Raw genomic sequence first — 20,576 nt, forward strand, 5'->3', positions numbered from 1 at the left:
CGCCTCTCCCGCCGATCTGTTTACACCACTGTAAGCAGGGAAATCGACAGGCTCAATAATCCCGGGAATATTTCAGGCTGACGCTCGAGCCGCCGAAGGAGCCCGCCTGGGAAAGCAGGCTCAGCGTGCGGCTGAGCGATATTTCGAGCTGGGTCGCGGTGAAGCCCCGCGCATCGGTGATGATCTCCACATAGATGTCGTTGGTCAGATATTTGCCCGCCGCCAGCGCCGTGCCGCGACCGGTCGCATCGTCGGCGCCCAGGATGCGCAGCCGGTCGATGCCCGTGGCCGATTTGAGCTGGCCGAGCGGATTGAGCCCGCCGCCGGTGCCGCTCAGCGACTGGAGCGCGGCGGCAAGCTGGATCGCCTCGGTGGCGGAGAGGTTGGTCACGTTGGTGCCGAAGAACAGGCGGGAGAGCACTTCCTCCTGCGGCAGCGCCGGCGTCGAGCTGAACGCGATCTGCGGCTGCTGCGCGGTGCCCGAGACGGTGAGGATCGCGGTGATTCCCTCCGCGCTGGTGTTCGCCTGGATGTCCACCGAAGGGTTGGTGAGCGCCGAGCCCTGGAAGCGGATCGTGCCGCGCGAGATGTCGAAGCGGCGGCTGGCGAAGCTGTAGGTGCCGCGCACGATCTCCATCGTGCCGCGGATGTCCGGCGCCAGCGTGGTGCCGCGCACCGTCACCTGGGTGCGCCATTCCGATTCCAGGCCCATGCCGGTGACGAACAGCCGGTTGTCGGCATCGATGCGCAGGTTGAGGTCGAAATCGCCGAACGAGCGGCGGATCACGGGCGCCGGCCCCTGATCCTCGCCGGTCGCGCTCTTGCGGCGCACGCCGGTGAGTTCGGGCACTTCGGCGGCGCCCTGGCGGATGATCTGGTAATGCGCCTCCGGAATCGTCAGCCGTCCCTCGATCCGGGAGACTTCCGGGTTCTTGGTGATGCTGATCTTGCCGGTCGCGGTCGCGCCCAGCGCATCGCTGCGCGCCAGGCGGGCATTGTTGAGGTCCGCGGTGATCGCGATCGGATAGCCGTTCGCCGAGGAAAGGCTGACCCTGCCCTGCGCCGACACCGTGCCGTCCCCCGCCTTGGCGGTGAGCGAATTGAGGATGAATTCGTCGTTCGAGAAGGTGCCGTCCACTTGCACCGCGGTGAGCCGGGTACCGAAATTCTCGTTCTCGTAGTGGAGGTTGGTCGCACGAACCACGCCCGTCAGCCTCGGCTCCTCGACCTTGCCGGAGAAGTCCGCCGCGATGCCGATCGGCCCGTCGAGCTGCTGGCCGGAGAGCCCCGCCAGCGAGAAGGGCACCGCCGCCGGCCCATTGTAGCGGATGCCGCCCGAGAGCGGCGCGGCGAGCATGCGCTCGGTCCAGGGCCCCGCTTCCGGGCCGAGCGGGCTCAGCGTCGCCACCACGCGGCCGATCGTGGCGTTGCCGCGGCGGATCAGCGCACGCGCATCGCCGCCATCGGGCAGCAGCTTGCCGACGAAGCTCACGCGCACCGGCGTCGAGACGCTGGCCAGGCCGGCGCGCGTGAAATCGGCGATCTCGAGCCGCGCATCGGCACTGGGAAAGGCCTCGAACGAAGTCTGGGCGAAATCGAGGCTGCCCGTCGCGGTGCCGCCGATGCCGAGATCGGGCACGAAGGCGTTGATCACCGCCAGGTCGAGGCTGTCCAGCCGCGCCTGCAGCACCATGCCCTTGCCATAGCTGCCCGCCACTCGCGCGCTGCCCTTGTCGAAATCGACCTTGGTCGGCAGCAGGTGGTACACGCCCTCGCGGATCGCGACATGCGCCGGCTGCGCGGTGCGGAACTGCACGCCGCTGCCCTGCCCCTGCACCGCCACCAGCCACGCGTCGGGCGCGAGCCGGGCATTGGCGGCGACCTGGAAGGGCACGCCGGTGGAACCATTGGCGAAGACCTGCGCCGTGCCGTTGCCGCCGGCATAGGCGATCCTGGCTCGGGCGGTCTTGAGCACGAAACTGCCCTGGCGCAGGTTCGCGACCTGCACGTCGCCATGGATCTCGGGCGTGTCGGCAAGCACGATGCTGCCGTCGATCAACGCGCGGCCGATGGTGAGCCCCGCGGCCCCCGGTATCTTCGCATTGGCGGCGGTCGCCTTCACATCGGCCCGCTGCAGCTTGCCCTGGGCCGAGAGCGTCGCCCGCCCCGTCACGCCGGAGCCGTTGAACGCCAGTGCGCCGGCGAACGGTCCATCGGCGGTCTGCTCGACCTTGCCGGTAACGTCCATGCCGGCGAAACGGCCCGAATTGACGTCGATCGCGAGGCGGTTGCCGGTCCGCACCAGGACATCGGCGTCGAACGGCCCGTAATCGGTATTGCCGTTCGCCACCACCGCCCAGGCATCGCCGCGCCCGCGGATGCGCGCCTCGAGATCCACCAGTCCGATACCCAATCCGGGCCTTGGCGCCTTGAGCAGCACGATCGGCGCGTTCAGCGTGCCCGTCACCCGCGCGGTGAGCGGGCCATATTGGTCGGAAACCGCATCGGCGTCGATCACGATCGGCCCGGCCGGATCATAGCGCCCCGATCCGCGCAGGACGCGGAATTGCGGCGCCTTCATCTTCACGTCGCTGATGCTGACCACCCCCTTGGGATCGAGCACCAGGCGCGCCGAGGCGACGGCATTGCCCCCCAGGAACTCGCGCGCACCGTCGCTGAAGATCTTCCGCGACTGGCCGGCGATATGCCCGCGAATGCCCCAGCCGCCGCCGGGGGCGGCGTACAGCTCGGCATCGGTCTTGAGGTCGACGACGCCCACGCCGTCGATCCGATAGTCGTTCACCCGGCCCTTGAGCGCACCGGTATAGCGTCCGCGGCCGATATCGGCGGCGACGATCGCCGTTGCGTCGATCTTGTCCGAACGGATGCGGAGATTGTCGGAGAGCAGCTGCTGGCCCGAGATCGCCAGGTCGCCGTCGACGACAAGGTTGGTGACCAGCCCCCCGGCCGCGGCGTTGAGACCGGAAACGCGTGCCGCCCGGGCCCTGACCGGCACCAGGATGCGCTTCGCATCCACCCGTGCCCGGCCCTCGGCATAGAGCTTCTCGGCAACCGTCTCGCCGAAGCCGAGCGCGGCCGCGGAGAGCTTGTAATCCACCACCGGCCGATCGAACGCCCCGTCCAGCGCCAGCGAGGCGCGCACCGAGCGGCCGACCAGATTGGGTGCGACCGCCCCGGCCTTGAGCAGGATCGCATCGACCTTCAGGCCGTGGAACCGATTATGGCCGAGATCGACCTTGCCCGCCGCCTCCACCGACAGCGCGGCGGAGCGCAGCTTGACCACGCCGTCCGCGGCACGGTCCGCCCATTTCGCGTCGAGGTCGAGATCGAGCCGCGGCGCGGCCAACCGCTCCACCGGCCCCTTCATCCACAGCCCCGGGTGCAGCGGCCCGCGCAGCTGGAAGCGGCCATTGGTCGCGATCAGGTCGAGATCGGCGAGCGCGGCACCGCCCAGCGTTCCCCGGGCCTTGCCCTGCCAGCGGGCCCAATCCCCCCTGCCCGCCACCGTGAAGCCGAGCGGCGCCTCCAGCCCGGCCAGTCCGGCGACCAGCCCCTTGGCCGGCGCGTCGAGCCTCACGTCGATGTCCAGCCGGTTCCTCGCGGGCGTCGCATCGAGCCTGAGGGCCAGCCGGTCGCCCCCCGGCAGGCCCTGCGCGGCGATCGTGCCGCCGTCGAGCAGGATCTGCACGCGTCCGTCCGCGAGATGGGCGTTGCCTGCCAGCCGGCCGAGATACCGGGCGCGGCCGTCGACTTCCCTGGCGATGTCGATCCGGGCGATGTCGAGCCTGCCCACATCGATGTTGAGATCGGGCAGCAGCGGCGCATTGGGATCGCCCGAGGGCTCGAGCGCCGGCAGGCGCAGCAGCTTCACTTCGGGGCTGGCCAGGCTGCGCACGTCCACCCGGTTGCCCAGATAGGCGAGAGGCCGCCAGTCCATCCGGATCTCCCGCGAGGAGGCGAATACGCCCTTGGCGTCGCGCACCTGCACGTTGCGCAGGATCATCGCGCCGTAGAGCGAACCGTCGATGCGGCCGATGCGGAAATTGAGGCCCGAATCCAGCGTGATCGCGGCGATCTGGTCAGCGACGAAGCGGCGGCCCGGCTGGGTGTTGAGCCCCAGCACCAGCGCGGCGATCGCCAGCACCAGGCCGGCCAGCGCGATCCCCGTCCATTTCGCCACGCCCTGCCACAAGGGCCGGCGGACGGCCGCGGCCTCGGTCTCGCCAACAGGCTCGGGCGCGGACATATCTTCCGCCATCAGAACGCCTGCCCGATCGAGATGTAGAGCGAGACCTTGGATTCGCCCGGCTTGCGGTTGATCGGCGTCGCCACGTCGACGCGGATCGGGCCAAAATTGGTGTAGAGCCGGCCGCCGATGCCCGCGCCGAAGCGGATGTTCTTGCCCGTGGGATAGATGCCCTCATAGACTTGGCCGGCATCGATGAAGGGCACGATGCCGTAATTGCCGAAGCGATAGCGGGCCTCGATCGCGAATTCGTTGAAGCTGCGCCCGCCCACCGGCTTGCCGTCGGGGGAACGGGGGCCAAGCTCCTGATAGCCGAAGCCGCGCACCGATCCGCCGCCGCCCGAATAATAGCGCCGCGACGGCGGCAGGTCGTCGCGCGCGATACCCATGATCGACCCGATGCGCGCGCGCCCCGCGATCACGATGCTGCTCGATACCGGCTGATAATAGGTGCCCTCGAGCATGAAGCGCGCATAGGGCCGCGCCGCGCCGCGCACCGAGGTCTCCGGGCTGGCATTGGCCTTGATCCGGAAGCCGCGCGTCGGGTTCAGCAGATTGTCCGAGCTGTCATAGCCCAGGAACAGCGGCGCCGCCGCGATCAGCCAGGTGCCGCGATCGCGCCGGTTGCTGTTGTAGTTCCAGCGATCCTCGTTCGCGCCGACCAGTTCGGCACCATAGAAATAGGTCCAGCGCTTCTGCCAGATCGGCGTCGAATCGCGCGAGAAGCGGAACGAGAGCGTGCCGGTATAGCTCTCGTACGCGTCATAGTCCTGGTGGTTGAGCGCGGCGGCGATCTGGAAGGTCTTGTCGCGCTGCCCGGCGTTCGAGCGGCGGAACGTCGTGCTAAGCCCCTGTTCCTGCGTGCCGAGCACGCCCGCGACGATCAGCGCGCCTTCGGGCGGGAACAGGTTCCGGTGCGTCCAGCTGCCGGTGAGCCGGATGCCCTGGCCGGTGGAATAGCCCAGCTCCGCCGCCAGCGTGCGCGGGCGGCCGGGATTCTGGCGGACGAGCAGGTCGACGACCTCGGTGTCGTCCGGCCCCGCCTGGCCCGTGCGCACGGGCTCGACCGATACGGTGGAGAACAGGCTGGTCGCGATCATCGCCTCGCGCAGATCGTCGACGGCGCGGATGTCGTAGAGCGCGCCCGGCTTGTAGCGGCGCAGCACCCGGATGTGATCCGCATCGAACGCCGGCTGGCGCACGCGGCGCCGGCGCTCCTGCCGTCGCTCGCTGCGGCTCGCGCGCTCGCCCCGTCGCGCGCCGGAATCGCCCCCGACCTCGGTACGGATATCGCCGAACACCGCGCGCGGCCCCAGCTCGATCGGCAGCGTATAGTCGCCGACATGGGTTTCCGCATCGAGCAGGATGTCGCGCTGCCCGACCTTGACGAAGGGATAGCCCTGTTGCGGCAGCCGCAGCGCCACATTCGCTTCGGCGCCCTGGACGCGCTCGGCTTCGATCGGATCGCCGGGATTGAGATTGAGTTCGTCGAGCAGCAGCCCCGGCGGCACGGTGGGATCGCTCGCCACCTTCACGTCGCCCAGGCGATAGAGCGGCCCGGCCGTCGCACTGATCGTCGCGCGTACCGTGCCCGGAGTCTGGGGGTTCTGGTCGACGGTCGAGACCGCGGTGGCATCGTAATAGCCGCGCGACTGCAGCAGGCGGACCGCGAGGCGCTCGTCTTCCCGCGCGCGGGCCGCGACCATCGCGGTGTTCGCCGCGCGCCCGCCGCCATTCTTCAATGCGGAGAGATCCTCGAACAGCCCCGCGAGGCCAACGGCGGAAAGCCCTTCCTCATGCGTGGTGTAGCGGATCGTCACCGACTTCTTGTCGGCGACCTTGTCCTCCACCGGCGGCTCGACCCTGAACTCGGAAAGCGGCGGCAGCGGGCGGGCGAATTCGGGATCCTCCGCGGGCGCCGCCGCGAAACTCTCCTCGGCCTGTTCCCGCACCTGCTGCGCGGCCTGTCCCTGGGTGGCCGGGGCCGGCCTGGGCGTGGGCGAGCCGGTGGGCGACGGCATCGCCTCCAGCGGGGCGTTGATGTCGCCCTCGATCTTCGGCATCGCCGCTTCGAACTGGGCATCGGGAACGATCGGGCTCTCGTCGACCGGCGCCACGTGCACCGTACCGTCCTGTGCAGACACAGGCGCCGGCGCCGCGGAGGGCGCAGGCGCGGGACCGGAGGGCGGTGCACCCTGCCCCGGCTTGGGGTCCGAGATCTGCGCATGCGCCAACCCCGGCACGCATGCCGTGCCGGCGAGCGCCGCCAGCCAAATCCGCTTCACCCCTCTACGCAACTGGCTCCCTTTCGAGCCGCATTCCTAGACCGGCCCTCTCGCCAGCGTAACGACCCAAATGCGCTTTGGGTCCGCACTTTTACGAAAGCCCAGGGATTTCAGCGCGCTATCGTCTTCGCTTCGGCACGAAACCTGTGGAGAAGTGGTTCGGTATAGCCATTTGGCTGCGCCAGCCCCTCGAAGATCAGCGCCCGCGCCGCCTGGAAGGCAAGGCTCGTCGCTTCGTTGCCCGCCATCGGCCGGTAAAGCGGGTCGCCGGCATTCTGCGCATCGACCTTCGCCGCCATCCGCCGGAGCGCCGCGTCGATGTCGTCGGCGCGCGCCACGCCGTGGAGCAGCCAGTTGGCCATGTGCTGCGAGGAGATGCGCAAGGTGGCGCGATCCTCCATCAGGCCGATGTCATGAATGTCCGGCACCTTGGAGCAGCCGACGCCCTGGTCGATCCAGCGCACGACATAGCCGAGGATGCCCTGGGCATTGTTGTCGAGCTCGCGCGCGACTTCCTCGCTCGACCAGTTGCGCCCCGGTGCCAGCGGCACCGTTAGCAGCGGCGCCAGGCCGGGGATCGCCTCGCCGACGATCTCGCGCTGGCGGGCGAACACGTCGACCTGGTGATAGTGGAGCGCGTGCAGCGTCGCGGCGGTCGGGCTCGGCACCCAGGCGGTGTTCGCGCCGCTCATCGGATGCGCGATCTTCTGCGCGAGCATATCCGCCATCCGGTCGGGCGCTGCCCACATGCCCTTGCCGATCTGCGCCTTGCCCGAAAGACCGCAGGCCAGGCCGATGCGGACGTTGCGGTCCTCATAGGCCCTGATCCATTCGGCGCTCTTCATCTCGCCCTTGGGCACCATCGGCCCGGCACGCATGCCGGTATGGATCTCGTCGCCGGTGCGATCGAGAAAGCCGGTGTTGATGAACACGATCCGGTCGCGCACGGCATGGATGCAGGCGGCGAGATTGGCCGAGGTCCGCCGCTCCTCGTCCATCACGCCCACCTTGATCGTGTGGCGGGGCAGCACGAGCAAATCCTCGACCGCGTCGAACAGCCGGTCGGTGAAGCCGCATTCCTCGGGCCCGTGCATCTTGGGCTTCACGATGTAGATCGAGCCGGTCCGGCTGTTGCGATACTGGCCGAGGCCACGCAGGTCGTAGAGCGCGATGGTGCTGGTCAGGATCGCATCGAGCACGCCTTCGGGCGCCTCGCCGCCGTCCGGCAGGCGCACCGCCGGCGTGGTCATCAGATGCCCGACATTGCGGACGAACAGCAGCGCGCGGCCCGGCAGCGCGCCGCGATCCGGGGCGAGCCGCCGGGTAAGCGCCTGCCCCCCCTTGTCGAAACGCTCCTCCAGGTCGCCGCGCATCAGCCCCAGCCAATTGGCATAGGCTGCCACCTTGTCCTCGGCATCGACCGCCGCGATCGAATCCTCCAGGTCGACGATGGTGGTCAGCGCCGCCTCGAGCAGCACGTCGGCGATCCCCGCCGGATCGTCGCGCCCGATCGGATGCGCGTGATCCACGATCACTTCGATGTGCAGCCCGTGGTGCCGGAACAGCCAGGGCCCGACCTGTTGTGCCGGATCGGCGAGCACCGGCGCCTCCGCCAGCGTGGCCCAGCTCCCGCTCGCCAGCGGCACCGCCGCATCGAGGAACGCCTTGGCACGGGCGATCACCTGCGCCCCGCGTTCCGGATCATAGCCGCCCGGCCTGGCCGCTCCCGGCAGCGCATCGGTGCCGTAGAGCGCGTCGTACAGGCTGCCCCAGCGCGCATTGGCGGCGTTGAGCACGAAACGCGCGTTGAGCGCGGGCACCACCAGCTGCGGCCCGGCCATATGAGCGATCTCGGCGTCGACGTTGCGCGTGCCGATCTCGAACGGCGCGGGCGGGTCGACCAGATAGCCGATCTCGCGCAGGAACGCCGCGTCCCCCGCGCGCGCCGGCGCCGCGTCGATCGCCGCCTGCAGCGCGTCCCGCTTCGCCAGCAGCGCGCGATTCTCGGGCGCGAACCGCGCGAAGATCTCCGCCACGCCCGCCCACCAGCCGGCCGCCTCGATGTCGAGTCCCGGCAGCACGCGCTCCTCGACGAAGCGCGCGAGCGGCTCGGCGACGGACAGGCCGGAACGAATGACGGTCATGAAAAATCCTCCTGCGGCACGGTTCTGCGGTCGCCTGGGGAGGGCATGCCCCGCTTAGGCGATAGCCGGGCCCGGGATCAAGGCCTGTCCTCGAGCGCTTCCACCGCGGCTTCGATCCGGTCCAGCATCTGCCTGAGCTGCATGCGCTCCTCGCGGGTGAAATCGGCGAAGACCCGGCGCTCCAGCTCGATCGCCTTGGGCGCGACTTCCTCGTACAATTCCCAGCCCGCCTTGCTGAGCGTCAGCAGGTGCGAGCGCTGGTCGCCCGGATTGCTCGCGCGGCTGATCAGCCCCCGCTCGGACAGCGCGATCGCGGCGCGGCTGACCGTCACCTTGTCCATGCGCGTGCGGCCGCACAGCGCCTGCTGGCTCATCGCCCCGCCCTCGGCGAGAATGGTGACCAGGCGCCATTCCGGAATCTTCAGGCCGAACAGCGCGCGATAGGCGCTCGCCACCGCATCCGACACCGCGTTCGAGGCGATCGACAGGCGATAGGGCAGGAAATCGTCGAGCTTCAGGGCCGTCATTCCGTCACCCTGCGCAGCAATTCCGGCACACGCAACTGACAACGTTGGACAGTTGCAATTTCTGCAATGATATCGTTATCACTTCGCACTTGCGATATTTCCCGCTGCGATGCACAAAGATCGGGCCTTTCAGGCATCCTCTCCTAAGACTTTCACGGCCGTCCTTCGGGGCGGCCTTTTTTTTTGCCCGGCCGATCCGCACGCTGGCGGCGGGCATCGAGCACACTCACTTCATCTGCCGCCTGATCGTTGCCTGTGTCGCCTTGCCATAGGGTGGCTTCATGCCCGCCAGCTTGGCCACGTCGATTCGCGGCTGGCTGTACACTGCCTTGGCATGGCTGAACGTCCGGAAGCCGATCTCGCCATGATAGGCGCCCATGCCCGACGGGCCGATGCCGCCGAACGGCAGCTCTTCCTGGCTGACATGGAAGATCACGTCGTTCACCGTCACCCCGCCGGAGATCGTCCGGTCGAGCATTTGGCGTCGCTCGGTCCGGTCGCTTCCGAAATAATAGAGCGCGAGCGGCCGGTCGCGGCGGTTCACTTCGCCGATCGCGTCCTCGATGCGCGCATAGCTGCGCACGGGCAGCACCGGCCCGAAAATCTCTTCCTGCATCACCAGCATGTCGTCGGTGGGGTTGCGGATGATGTGCAGCGGCAGCTTGCGGGCATTGGCGCCGGCGAAGTCCTCGTTCGCCGGGTTCACCATGATCACCTCGGCTCCCTTGGCCCGGGCATCGTCGATCCAGCCGGTGAGGCGCTGATAGTGCCGGTCGTTGATCACCGCGGTATAGTCCGGGTTCGACAGCAGGGCGGGATACATGCGCGAGGCTGCCGCGACGAGGCCGTCCACCACCGCGGCTTCCTTCTCCTCGGGCACCAGCATGTAGTCGGGCGCAAGGCAGATCTGCCCCGCATTGAGCATCTTGCCCAGCGCCACGCGCTCGGCCGCCTGCGCGATGTCCGCCGAGCGCCCCACCACCACCGGCGACTTGCCGCCCAGCTCCAGCGTCACCGGCGTGAGATTGTCGGCGGCGGCATGCAGGATGTGCCGCGCGATGCCGGTCGCGCCGGTGAACAGCAGATGGTCGAACGGCATTTCGGCGAACGCCCTGCCCGCCTCCGGCCCGCCGGCGACGAAGGCCAGCTCGGCGGGATCGAAATAGCGCCCCGCCAGCTCCGCCATCAGTGCCGAGACCATGGGCGTATATTCGCTGGTCTTCACCATCGCGCGATTGCCCGCCGCGAAGACGCCGGCGAGCGGGCTCATCACCAGCTGCACCGGGAAATTCCACGGCGCGATGATCCCCACCACGCCCTTGGGCTGATATTCGATGCGCCCGCGCGCGCCCAGCAGCCCCAGCGGGAACAGCACCGGCCTGCGCGCGGGCCGCGACCAGCGCGCCATATGCTTCAGCGCGTGCCGCAACGGCCCTACCGAGGCGGCGATGTCGGTGATCATCGACTGGTCCCGGCTGCGATGGCCGAAATCCTCGCTCAGGGCATCGCACAGCTGCCCGGCATTGTCGGCGATCATCGCGACCGCGCGCTGCAGCCGGTCGCGGCGCGCATCGAGCGATACCGGCAGCTCGGCCATGAAGGCCGTGCGCTGGGCGTCGAGCAGGTCGCGCATGCTCATCGCTGCACCTCGAAGCTCAGCGCCAGCCGCGCGCTGGTCACCACTGCCTTGGGCGAGACTTCGATCGTCACCGGCTCCCGCAGGCGGCTGAGCCCGCCCGACATGTACTCGAAGCCGATCCCGTCCATCGACACCACCCGCGCATCATTGTCGGAAACACGAAGCAGGCGCCCGAGCCTGACGCCGGAAGCCGCGGCAATCGCCTCGGCCGCCGCCGTGCCATTCGCCACGGCGGCCGCCACCGCCCGCTTCTGGGCAGTGCGCGTATCCAGGATGCCGAAGCTTTCCAGTTTCACGCCGCTCGCGCCTTCCCGCGCCGCCAGCCCGGTCAGCGTGCCCGCCTTGTCCGCCGGCATCGCAGTCACCGTGACTTCCATGTCGGCGACATAACCCAGGATCGCGCACGGTCCGGCGGAGAGCCGCGGCGCATCATAGCGATCGTCGTTCCGGCACTCCTTCCCGCGCACCTCGGCGATGCCGAGGTCGCCGGTACGGATATCGAGCTTCACGCCCGCGAGGCCGGCCAGCGCCTTCTCGATCCCCGCCTTGCTGGCGACCAGCGCCCGGCTTGCATCGTCGGGCTTCACGCCTTCTCCGCGCACGTGATAGGTGATCGTCGCAATCTCGGGCGCCGTTTCCACCGTTCCGGTCGCGACCACCTGGATCGTGTCGGGCTCGCGGTCCTGCGCGGCCGCGCCGTGTCCGATCATCGCGCCCAGCACCACGCCCGCACCCAGCATCAAGCTCCGCATGCCGATTCCCCTGCCTGTCCGGAGCCGAGCCTAGACCGGTAGCGGCCCGATCGCCAAGCCGAGCCAAACCGCGAAGGCCGCCGCCGCGAGCATTACCCCGAAGGGCAACCGATCGGTCGCGGTCACGCGCCGCCCGCCCAGCATCAGCCCCAGCACCCCCGCCAGCCCGATCAGGCAGGCGGCGAGCAGCACCAGCGGCAGCGCCTGCCAGCCCAGCCACAGCCCAATGCCGCCGAACAATTTGGGGTCGCCCCCGCCCAGCCCCTGCCGCCCGCGCAGCCGCTTATAGCCCCAGGCGACCAGCCAGAGCACGCCGAAGCCGGCCGCCCCGCCGAGCAGGCGCGCATCGAGCGGCGGGTCGAGGCCGGCAAGCCCCGTCGCCAGCCCCGCCGCCGCCAGCAGCCCGGTCAGCGCGTTGGGCAGCCACAGCGCCGCCACGTCGAGCGCCGCCAGCGTCAGCAGCAGCCAGCCGAAGGCCGCCCCCGCCGCCCCCGCCGGATCGGGCGAGGCGATCGCCGCCGCCACGCCGATCGCGCCGCCCAGCAGCTCGGTCAGGACATGGCTCATCCGGATCGGCGCGCCGCAGCCCCGGCACCGGCCGCGCTGGAGGACATAGCTGATCACCGGCACCAGCTCGCCCGCGTGCAGCCCCCTGCCGCAGCTGTCGCATTCGGATCGGCCGCGGCTGATCGTCCGCCCTTCGGGCCAGCGGATCGCCAGCGTCGCGATGAAGCTGCCGAAGACGAGCCCCAGCACGCCGAGCAGCACCGCCCAGCCCCAGACCGGATCAATGGTCATGCGTCAGCATCCGGGAATCTCGATCAGGTCCATGGTCCATCCCGTCATGCCGGGACGCGCGGCTTTTGCAAACCGTCGCGCGCGATACTAGATGCGCCCCAACCAACGAGAGGATCCAATATGTCCGCCGACGACATCGTCATCGCTTCCTATGCCCGCACGCCGATGGGAAGCTTCCAGGGCGTGCTGAGCGAGGCAAGCGCCACCGATCTCGGCGCCGCCGCCGTCGGCGCCGCGGTGGAGCGCGCCGGCCTCAAGGGCGATGCGATCGAGCGGATCTACATGGGCTGCGTGCTTCCGGCAGGCCTGGGCCAGGCACCGGCGCGCCAGGCGGCGCTCAAGGCGGGGCTGCCCAGCCATGTCGAGGCGACCACGGTGAACAAGATGTGCGGCTCGGGCATGCAGGCGGCGATCATGGCGGCCGAAGCGCTCGCCGCCGGTTCGGTCGACCTGCTGGTCGCGGGCGGCATGGAGAGCATGACCAACGCGCCCTATCTCTCGCTGCGCCACCGCGCGGGCGCGCGCATCGGCCATGACCGGCTGATCGATCACATGTATCTCGACGGGCTCGAGGATGCCTATGAGCCCGGCAGGCTGATGGGCAGCTTCGCCGAGGAAGTGGCGCAGGAATATCAGTTCACCCGCGCCGCCCAGGACGATTTCGCCATCGCCTCGCTCGAGCGTGCCAAGGCCGCCCAGGCGAGCGGCGCCTTCGACCGCGAGATCGTCCCGGTCGAAGTGAAGACCCGCAAGGGCGCCGTTTCCGTCACGCTCGACGAACAGCCCGCCAAGGGCGATCCCGCCAAGATCCCCACGCTCAAGCCCGCCTTCGCCAAGGACGGCACGATCACCGCCGCCAACGCCTCGTCGATCTCGGACGGCGCGGCCGCGCTGGTGATGACGCGGCTGAGCGTGGCGGAGAAGCTCGGCCTGACCCCGGTCGCCCGCATCGTATCGCATGCCGCCCATGCCCATGCCCCGGCGCGCTTCACCACCGCGCCGGTCTTCGCGATGAAGAAGGCGCTCGCCAAGGCCGGCTGGGAGATCGGCGACGTCGACCTGTTCGAAGTGAACGAAGCCTTCGCCGCGGTCGCGATGATCGCGATGAAGGAACTCGGGCTCGATCATGGGGCGCTCAACGTCAATGGCGGCGCCTGTGCGCTCGGCCATCCGATCGGCGCCAGCGGCGCGCGCGTGCTCGCCACCCTGCTCTCGGCGCTCGAGGCACGCGGTGCGCGGCGCGGCCTGGCCTCGCTGTGCATCGGCGGCGGCGAGGCGACTGCGATGGCGGTCGAGCTGCTGGACTGACCGCACGACTGTCCTCCCCGCCGCGGCGGGGAGGATGAAGGAAGGAAAGATGGTCTTCGACTTGCGCGGCGCGCTGCTGAAGAAGGCGGAGGTCGAATCGGCGCGCCTCGATGATTTCGAGTTCCGCCTGCGCGCCCGCACGATGCGCCTGCTCGCGCCCCTGCTGGGCGTGGCGCCGGGAGAACTGGTCGGCCGCATCGCCGTCGAGCCCGACGAGGCGATCCTCGCCTCGCTCCCCGAAACCGCTCTCGCCTGGTTCGACCAGGCCCGCACCGAAGCGCGGCGCCAGCTCATCGAGGAACGCGGCGACCCGACGCCGCACAGGCTGGCTTAGGGTCCCGACTCCATCGGCAAGATGCCGTCGGATGACGGTAGGTGTCGCTTGCGCTCCCGCCCTAGCGCTTCGCGAGCGCCGTCGCCCGGGCCTTGGTCACCTCGACCCAGCACTGCGCCATCACGACCGGCGCCATCGTCCCACCGCGATAGGCATTGCCCCGGGCGATGCAGCCGCGATCGCGCTCGGCCAGCCATTTGCGCTGCTCGGTCAGCAGCCGTTGCCGGGCGGCCGGCCCGGATCGCGCCCGCAATGCCGCATAGCGCGCGCTCATCCGCGCATCGGCGACGCGCAGCTCGTGCGCCGCGCAATGCTGCATGTCGAAGCTGGTCTCGCACTTGGCCGGCGCGGGATCCTGAAAGGCCGGGTTCTGCAGGAAGGCTCCGGCGGTCTGCGCCGATGCGCCGGACGCGATCGGCAATGCGGCGAGCATGGTCAGGGCAAATCGAAAGATCATGCGTTCTTCTCCCGCCTCGAAACGCCCGCGCGCCATCCTGGTTCGCCGGGATGACGATCGCTCCATCGGGGCAATCTCGAACCGGCCGGAGATAGGGCAAGATATCTCCCTAGGCGCCAGGACCTTCGCAACCTCCCGCGCCCAATTCCGGTAAGAATCAATTCACGGTCTCGCCCGGATCGGTGCCCCAGATATGGCTCTGCTCGATATAGCCGCCGCGCCCGGCGACGTCGAACCAGCACCAGTTGCTCGCGCAGCGGCTCACCCGCCCGACCACGCCCGGCGCCACGCGCCAGCTCACCCGCGCATTGAAACGGGGGGCGTCGCGCATCTCGCTCACCGTGCCGATCACCATCGCGGTGCGCACATCGTCGAGCAGGTTGGCGAGCATCCAGCCCTGGGTGCCGTCAGGATCCTCGACCTTGCGCCACTCGCCATAGATGTCGACCACCTTCAGCGGCAGGCCGCGGCGCTGATAGAGCCAGTTCGACGGATAGTTGCGCCCCGGGCCGGTGCGCATGCGCGCCTTCTCGGCCTTGATCGAAACGAAATAGGGCGTCTTGCGCTGGGCCGATGCGGGAACGGCCAACCCCAGCGCGACGACGCCGAGCACGGCCCATTTCCCAAAACGCATGCGACCCTCGTGAAATTGTGTCCATGCCCGTCTACCCCGAGCAGCACGTCGCCATCAACCGTTGACTGGCGCCGCGCCACCGGCCAAGCCGCCCTTTATGGCACATGGCCCGCGCCCTTCCCGTCCCCGGGTGATCGTCACCCGCGCGCTGCCCGAGGGCATCGAGGCGCGCATGGCCGAACTGTTCGATGTCGTCACCAATGCCGGCGACACTCCGATGTCGCCCCAGGCGCTCGGCGCGGCGATGGCGGATTGCGACGTGCTCGTGCCCACCGTCACCGATCGGATCGATGCCGCCCTGCTCGCCGCCGCGCCCGACCGGCTTCGCCTGATCGCCAATTACGGCGCCGGCATCGGGCATATCGACCTTGCCGCGGCCCGTGCGCGCGGCATCACCGTCACCAACACCCCGGGCGTGCTCACCGAGGATACCGCCGACATGGCGATGGCGCTGATCCTCGCCGTGCCGCGCCGCCTGGTCGAAGGCGACGAGCTGGTCCGCGCCGGCGGCTGGACCGGCTGGGCACCCACCTCGATGCGCGGCCACCGGATCGGCGGCAAGACGCTCGGCATCCTGGGCATGGGCCGGATCGGCCAGGCGGTGGCGATGCGGGCGCGTGCCTTCGGCCTGCAGATCCATTATCACAACCGCCATCGCCTGCCGCAGGTGCTCGAGGCGCAGCTGGGCGCCACCTGGCACCCGGAACTGGATTCCATGCTCGCGGCGGCGGACATCCTCACCATCCACACGCCCCATACCGCCACGACCGGCGGCCTGATCGACGCGCGCCGGCTCGACCTGCTCGGCCCGACGGGCTGGCTGATCAACACGGCCCGCGGCGAGATCGTCGACAATGAAGCGATGATCGCCGCGCTGGCCCAGGGACGCATCGCCGGGGCCGGGCTCGACGTCTATGTCGACGAGCCCGCGGTCGATCCGCGCCTCGTCCAGCTGGGCAATGTCGTGCTGCTTCCCCATCTCGGCTCCGCCACGTTCGAAGGGCGGGAGGACATGGGCGTCAAAGTGATCGCCAATATTCGGGTCTGGTCCGACGGACATCGGCCGCCCGACCAGGTTCTCGACGGCTGGCTATAGGCTCGTCTTGCCGATACTTTGCGTATTCTGGCACGATACCTCCGATCCGGAGCATCTTCCACACGGTTAACCATGGCCGGCAAGGCGGCGGTAAGCGCGATGCTGCGTAACTCCACCCGCGCGATGCCGTCCATCGGGGTAGTCGCGCCGGGGGATCACCAGATGCAACCGAGAGAATCGCGGCGGGAAGTCGTCATTCCCGCCCAGATGCGCAGCAAAAGGGGATGGAGCGACGTCACCATCCGCAACATCTCGCCGCACGGGATGATGCTGCTGGCGCCGTTCCCGCCCAGGCCGGGAACCTATGTCGAGGTCCGCAAGGCCTCGCTGGCGCTGGTCGGCCGGGTCGTGTGGGTTAAGGGCAAGACGCTCGGCATCCAGCTGCTCGAGCGGCTGAACTTCAACGCGTTGCTGCGCGCCGCCAATGAAAGCTGGGCTGCGGGCCAGAATGGCGCGCCCCGGGCCGGCGACAGGCAGGACGATCCGGTCGCCGCCGCCCTGCCTGCCCATGAAACACGCTATCCTCTGCGCGGCTGGCTGCTCGCCGGCACCGCGATCCTCTTCGCCGGCACCTGCGCCGCGATCCTGCTCGCGCACATCTGACCGACGCTTCCCGACGCCCTCCGAGATGCGGCCCGATCCGCGCCGGAAACCCCTCAGTCGCCCGTCAGGATCCGGTCCACCAGCTGCTTCACCGTCGGCACGAAGCCGTTCGAATAGAACGGGTCGCGCTTGAAGTTGTAGGCGGCATGCCCCGCGAACATCAGGTTCTCGTCGGTCGGGCCGCCATGGGCGATGTCCTGCAGCGTCTTCTGGATGCAGAAGCTGCGCGGATCCGCCAGCCGGCCGGTCGAGTTGGTCTCGGTATCGGCCCAGGACGAGAAGGCGCACTGGCTCAGGCAGCCCATGCAGTCCGCCTGGTCCCTGCGGATGATGCCCTTCTCCTCCTCGTTGACGAACACCAGCGTGTTGTCCGGCGTCTTGAGCGCCGAGGTGAAGCCGTTGCCGAACCATTGGCGGGCTCGCAGCAGGTCGTTGCGCGTCACCCAGAAATTCTTGCCCTTCACGCCCACGTCGAGCTGGAAGGTATGGTCGCCCGCCTCTTCGGTCGAATAGGGGATCTGGCGCTCGGAGCGCGCCTCGAGGTTGCGCAGGAACGGGTTGCGCACCGCCGACGAATAGAAGCCGGTCGGCGAGAAACGGTGGAGGAGCACCTCGCCTTCCTCGATCTCCATCAGCTTGGCCTTCCAGCCATCGGGGATCGGGCTTTCCTGGGTGAGCAGCGGGCGCGTGCCGAACTGGAAGGCGATGCGGCCGAGCTCGGGATTGTCGATCCAGTCGTTCCAGTCGCGCAGATACCAGACGCCGCCGGCCATCACGATCGGCACTTCGTCCGAAATGCCGCCCTCGCGCATCACGTCGCGCAGTTCCTTCACCCGCGGATAGGGGTCCTGCGGCTTCAGCGGATCCTCGGCGTTGGACAGCCCGTTATGGCCGCCGGCCAGCCAGGGATCCTCATAGACCACCGCCGCCAGCCATTCGCTCGCCTTGGAATAGGCCCGCTTCCACAGCGCACGGAAGGCGCGGCCGGAGCTGACGATCGGCAGATAGTTGACGTTGTACGACGCCGCGATCTCGCTGAGCTTGTAGGGCATGCCCGCGCCGCAGGTGACGCCGGCGACCATGCCGCGGGTGCGCTCCAGCACGCCGTGCAGCACCCGCTGCGCGCCGCCCATCTCCCACAGCACGTTGATGTTGATCGCGCCCTTGCCGTCGCCGATCTCGAAGGCCTTCTTGACCTGCTGGACCGCGCCCTCGATCGCGTACTGGATCAGTTCCTCGTGCCGCTCGCGGCGCGTGAGCGCGCGATAGATCTGGGGGATGATCTTGCCTTCGGCGTCATAGCTGTCGGCGTTGACCGCGGAGACCGTGCCGATGCCCCCCGCAGCGGCCCAGGCGCCTGCGCTGGCATGGTTGGTGGCAGCCACACCCTTGCCCCCCTCGACGATCGGCCAGACCTCGCGGCCGTTGTACAGGATGGGCGACAGACCCTTGAACACAGAACCTCCAGATCAAAAAATTCGCGCGACGCTAGACGGATCGGACGCAACAAGCGAGCAACAATCGTTATTGCAGTGCGTCAGGCCGTCCCATCGCGGCGCCATAGAGCCGTGCGTAGGCGGCAATCATTTCACCCTCGTCGAACAACGCACGGACGCGCGCGCGGTTCTCCTCCCCCACCATGGCGCGTTCCTCGGGATGCCGGGCGAACATGTCGATCCGGTCGCGCAGCACCACTTCGGTGCGCTCGGGCGGCAGGAAATGCTGGTTGCGCTCGCCGACCATCCTGGGAATGTCGCCCACCGGGGGCGCCACCACCGGCAGGCCGGCCGCCATCGCCTCGAGCACCGAGATCGGCGCCTGCTCGCTCTTCGAGGAGAGCGCAAACACGTCGAACAATCCCATGTAGCGGTGCGGCTCGCGCAGGAACCCGGGCAGGATCACTTCGTCCTCGATCGCCATTGCCTCGGCGGCATCGAGGATGTTCTGCCGCTCCGGCCCCTCGCCTACGATCACCAGCTTGAAGCGGGTGTTGAGCCCGGCCACCGCGCGGACCAGCATCGGCAGGTCCTTCACCGGCCTGAGGCCTGCGACACAGCCCACCACCAATGTCCCGGGCTTCTTGTTCCTGAGCTGGGGGATCAGGTCGATATCGGGTTTGCCGGCATAGAGCTTGGTCGGGATGCCGTTGGCGATGCGGAACAGGCGGTCCACCGGCTGGCGCCAGTGCTTGAGCGCGATCCGCTCGAGCACTTCGGAGGGTACGACCAGCGCATTGGCCGCGGGCAGCGCGATGCGGCGATACATGTTGCGCACCGGGTTGAGCTTCTCGGCCTCGTCCTGGTTGAAGCCGTCCTCGTGATGAATCACCGGCGGCAGGCCCTTGCCGAACACGCGCGCCGCCATCACCCCGTCGATCGCACCCCAATTATAGGTGAGCACCAGGTCGAAGCGGCGCATGTAGCGCGCGATGGCCTCATAGCGCTTCACGGAAGGCCGGCCCGAGAGCGGCGGCGGATCCTGCGCGATCTCGTACTTGATCCCCTTGGCGATCATCGCCCGCGCCTCGAGCTGGTCGGGCATGGCCGAGACGATGGTGTGCCGCGCCTTGTCGCCGAAGGCATTCATCAGCCGCACGGCGCGCGCTTCCTTGCCGCCGAGGTTGAAGGTCGAGTGGAGGTGGAGGATGTGGATCGGCATCGTTGGATTGGCTCGATAGCCAATCCGTCATCCCGGCGAAAGCGGGGATCTCGTGCCACAAGAGTTCCTTGCTTTCGTCACCCTGAACTCGTTTCAGGGTCCAACGCTTCGCGAGGGACGGACTCGAAGCTCGAACGCCATCGTCCGCTGCACCTTGGATGCTGAAACGAGTTCAGCATGACGGCGGGCTACTGTGCTCCCGCCACCCGCGCCAGCAGCCGCTCGATCCCCGCCACCGCTTCCGGCTCCTCCAGCGTGGGCGCGTGGCCGACGCCGGGCACCGTCACCAGTTCGGCGCCCTGCACGCGCCGCACCATCTCGGCCGCAGTCTCCTCGCTCAGGATATCCGAGCGTTCGCCGCGCACGATCAGCAGCGGCCGCCCGGCAATGGCGTCGATCGTCGGCCACATGTCCGGCCCGGCCTCGTTGCCGGGCACGCGGAACGGCTCGGCGATCTTCATGTCGTAGTCGAGCACGATGCGGCCCGAACTGTTCACCCGGTAGAGCCGCTTGGCCATGCGCAGCCAGTCCTCGATCTCATAGCCCGGATAGACATCGGCATTGCCGCTCGCCAGCGCCCGTGCCGCATGCATCCACGTGGGATACCATACCGCCTTGCCGACATAGGTGCGGATGCGCGCCAGGCCGGCGGGGTTGATCTCCGGCCCCACGTCGTTGAGCACCACGCCGGCCAGCTTGTCGCGCTCGGTCGCGGCGAGCAGCATCGTCACCAGCCCGCCCAGCGACGTGCCGACCGCGACGAACTTCCCGATCTCCCGCTCCTCGAGCAGCGCCTCGACATCCTGGAAATAGGTGAGCGGCACATAGCTCATCGGATCCTTGGCATAGCCGCTCTCGCCGCGCCCGCGAAACTCGATGCAGAGCACGCGCCACTGGCCCGCCAGCCGCTCGGCCAGCCCCTCATAGTCGCGCGCGTTGCGCGTCAGCCCGGGGAAGCAGAGCACGGGCGGGCGGTCCGCCGGCCCTGCATATTCGCGATAGTGGAGACGGATGCCGTCCCGCGACCACCAGAAACCGTCGGAATAGTTGCGCCGATCGCCCATCCTTCCCCAT

Annotated in this window: 16 protein-coding genes; 4 read left to right on the plus strand and 12 right to left on the minus strand. The window is 68.9% G+C overall.

All coding sequences use genetic code 11. From position 1 onward, the window contains the following. Positions 1–52: 52 nt before the first annotated feature. From CAP40_RS13125 to CAP40_RS13155, 7 genes are all read right to left on the minus strand, one after another. On the minus strand, positions 53–4,279 hold the full coding sequence (locus CAP40_RS13125; RefSeq protein ID WP_256924178.1) for a translocation/assembly module TamB domain-containing protein: 4,227 nt from the start codon (positions 4,277–4,279) through the stop codon (positions 53–55). Then, positions 4,279–6,552, minus strand: coding sequence for an autotransporter assembly complex family protein (locus tag CAP40_RS13130; RefSeq protein WP_256924179.1), 2,274 nt, complete (start codon positions 6,550–6,552; stop codon positions 4,279–4,281). The genes CAP40_RS13125 and CAP40_RS13130 overlap by 1 nt, the downstream gene beginning before the upstream one ends. 110 nt (positions 6,553–6,662) lie before the next feature. Continuing rightward, positions 6,663–8,696 (minus strand): malate synthase G, encoded by a 2,034-nt coding sequence (locus tag CAP40_RS13135; RefSeq protein WP_086129941.1) that lies wholly within the window; start codon positions 8,694–8,696, stop codon positions 6,663–6,665. 77 nt (positions 8,697–8,773) lie between these two features. Further along, complete coding sequence (locus tag CAP40_RS13140; RefSeq protein WP_086129942.1) at positions 8,774–9,223, minus strand: MarR family winged helix-turn-helix transcriptional regulator; 450 nt, start codon at positions 9,221–9,223, stop codon at positions 8,774–8,776. A gap of 226 nt (positions 9,224–9,449) precedes the next feature. Next, positions 9,450–10,862: a coniferyl aldehyde dehydrogenase gene (locus CAP40_RS13145; protein ID WP_086129943.1), complete on the minus strand. Its 1,413-nt coding sequence runs from the start codon at positions 10,860–10,862 to the stop codon at positions 9,450–9,452. After that, positions 10,859–11,614: an SIMPL domain-containing protein gene (locus CAP40_RS13150; protein WP_086129944.1), complete on the minus strand. Its 756-nt coding sequence runs from the start codon at positions 11,612–11,614 to the stop codon at positions 10,859–10,861. The genes CAP40_RS13145 and CAP40_RS13150 overlap by 4 nt, the downstream gene beginning before the upstream one ends. 30 nt (positions 11,615–11,644) lie before the next feature. Further along, entirely contained in the window at positions 11,645–12,412 is a 768-nt protein-coding gene (locus tag CAP40_RS13155; protein WP_086129945.1) for an A24 family peptidase, read from the minus strand. 120 nt (positions 12,413–12,532) lie between these two features. Between CAP40_RS13155 and CAP40_RS13160 the strand changes: the two genes are divergently transcribed. Then, a complete protein-coding gene (locus CAP40_RS13160) occupies positions 12,533–13,720 on the plus strand; it encodes an acetyl-CoA C-acyltransferase (protein ID WP_086129946.1) in 1,188 nt (395 codons plus the stop codon). Between the two features lie 49 nt (positions 13,721–13,769). Continuing rightward, the gene (locus CAP40_RS13165) at positions 13,770–14,054 is read left to right on the plus strand and encodes a hypothetical protein (protein WP_086130105.1); all 285 of its coding nucleotides are present in this window, start codon (positions 13,770–13,772) and stop codon (positions 14,052–14,054) included. A gap of 61 nt (positions 14,055–14,115) precedes the next feature. Here CAP40_RS13165 and CAP40_RS13170 read toward each other — a convergent pair whose 3' ends face one another. Both CAP40_RS13170 and CAP40_RS13175 read right to left on the minus strand, forming a co-directional pair. After that, on the minus strand, positions 14,116–14,511 hold the full coding sequence (locus CAP40_RS13170; RefSeq protein ID WP_179188153.1) for a lysozyme inhibitor LprI family protein: 396 nt from the start codon (positions 14,509–14,511) through the stop codon (positions 14,116–14,118). 157 nt (positions 14,512–14,668) lie between these two features. After that, the gene (locus tag CAP40_RS13175; RefSeq protein WP_086129948.1) at positions 14,669–15,145 is read right to left on the minus strand and encodes an SH3 domain-containing protein; all 477 of its coding nucleotides are present in this window, start codon (positions 15,143–15,145) and stop codon (positions 14,669–14,671) included. 97 nt (positions 15,146–15,242) lie between these two features. On the opposite strand from CAP40_RS13175, the gene CAP40_RS13180 reads away from it, so the two are divergent. Both CAP40_RS13180 and CAP40_RS13185 read left to right on the plus strand, forming a co-directional pair. After that, the gene (locus CAP40_RS13180; protein ID WP_086129949.1) at positions 15,243–16,241 is read left to right on the plus strand and encodes a D-glycerate dehydrogenase; all 999 of its coding nucleotides are present in this window, start codon (positions 15,243–15,245) and stop codon (positions 16,239–16,241) included. A 162-nt stretch (positions 16,242–16,403) separates the two neighbouring features. Further along, positions 16,404–16,844, plus strand: a complete 441-nt coding sequence (locus CAP40_RS13185; protein ID WP_256924203.1) for a PilZ domain-containing protein — start codon at positions 16,404–16,406, stop codon at positions 16,842–16,844. 53 nt (positions 16,845–16,897) lie between these two features. Here the strand turns inward: CAP40_RS13185 and CAP40_RS13190 are convergent, their stop codons facing one another. The 3 genes from CAP40_RS13190 to CAP40_RS13200 form a co-directional block, all read right to left on the minus strand. After that, a complete protein-coding gene (locus CAP40_RS13190) occupies positions 16,898–18,301 on the minus strand; it encodes a nitronate monooxygenase family protein (protein WP_086129951.1) in 1,404 nt (467 codons plus the stop codon). A 67-nt stretch (positions 18,302–18,368) separates the two neighbouring features. Next, the gene (locus tag CAP40_RS13195; RefSeq protein ID WP_086129952.1) at positions 18,369–19,502 is read right to left on the minus strand and encodes a glycosyltransferase family 4 protein; all 1,134 of its coding nucleotides are present in this window, start codon (positions 19,500–19,502) and stop codon (positions 18,369–18,371) included. Positions 19,503–19,690: 188 nt separating this feature from the next. Then, the gene (locus CAP40_RS13200; RefSeq protein WP_086129953.1) at positions 19,691–20,566 is read right to left on the minus strand and encodes an alpha/beta fold hydrolase; all 876 of its coding nucleotides are present in this window, start codon (positions 20,564–20,566) and stop codon (positions 19,691–19,693) included. Positions 20,567–20,576 lie beyond the last annotated feature (10 nt).

This window comes from Sphingomonas sp. IBVSS2 (assembly GCF_002127225.1).
Lineage (GTDB): Bacteria > Pseudomonadota > Alphaproteobacteria > Sphingomonadales > Sphingomonadaceae > Sphingomonas.

Bases quoted from the DNA above. Each gene is read 5' to 3' on its own strand.
- CAP40_RS13165 (WP_086130105.1), top strand. From the start codon at position 13,770: ATGGTCTTCGACTTGCGCGGCGCGCTGCTGAAGAAGGCGGAGGTCGAA.
- CAP40_RS13150 (WP_086129944.1), bottom strand. From the start codon at position 11,614: ATGCGGAGCTTGATGCTGGGTGCGGGCGTGGTGCTGGGCGCGATGATC.
- CAP40_RS13195 (WP_086129952.1), bottom strand. From the start codon at position 19,502: ATGCCGATCCACATCCTCCACCTCCACTCGACCTTCAACCTCGGCGGC.
- CAP40_RS13180 (WP_086129949.1), top strand. From the start codon at position 15,243: ATGGCACATGGCCCGCGCCCTTCCCGTCCCCGGGTGATCGTCACCCGC.
- CAP40_RS13175 (WP_086129948.1), bottom strand. From the start codon at position 15,145: ATGCGTTTTGGGAAATGGGCCGTGCTCGGCGTCGTCGCGCTGGGGTTG.
- CAP40_RS13140 (WP_086129942.1), bottom strand. From the start codon at position 9,223: ATGACGGCCCTGAAGCTCGACGATTTCCTGCCCTATCGCCTGTCGATC.
- CAP40_RS13125 (WP_256924178.1), bottom strand. From the start codon at position 4,279: ATGGCGGAAGATATGTCCGCGCCCGAGCCTGTTGGCGAGACCGAGGCC.
- CAP40_RS13145 (WP_086129943.1), bottom strand. From the start codon at position 10,862: ATGAGCATGCGCGACCTGCTCGACGCCCAGCGCACGGCCTTCATGGCC.
- CAP40_RS13155 (WP_086129945.1), bottom strand. From the start codon at position 12,412: ATGACCATTGATCCGGTCTGGGGCTGGGCGGTGCTGCTCGGCGTGCTG.
- CAP40_RS13170 (WP_179188153.1), bottom strand. From the start codon at position 14,511: ATGATCTTTCGATTTGCCCTGACCATGCTCGCCGCATTGCCGATCGCG.
- CAP40_RS13185 (WP_256924203.1), top strand. From the start codon at position 16,404: ATGCAACCGAGAGAATCGCGGCGGGAAGTCGTCATTCCCGCCCAGATG.
- CAP40_RS13160 (WP_086129946.1), top strand. From the start codon at position 12,533: ATGTCCGCCGACGACATCGTCATCGCTTCCTATGCCCGCACGCCGATG.
- CAP40_RS13135 (WP_086129941.1), bottom strand. From the start codon at position 8,696: ATGACCGTCATTCGTTCCGGCCTGTCCGTCGCCGAGCCGCTCGCGCGC.
- CAP40_RS13200 (WP_086129953.1), bottom strand. From the start codon at position 20,566: ATGGGCGATCGGCGCAACTATTCCGACGGTTTCTGGTGGTCGCGGGAC.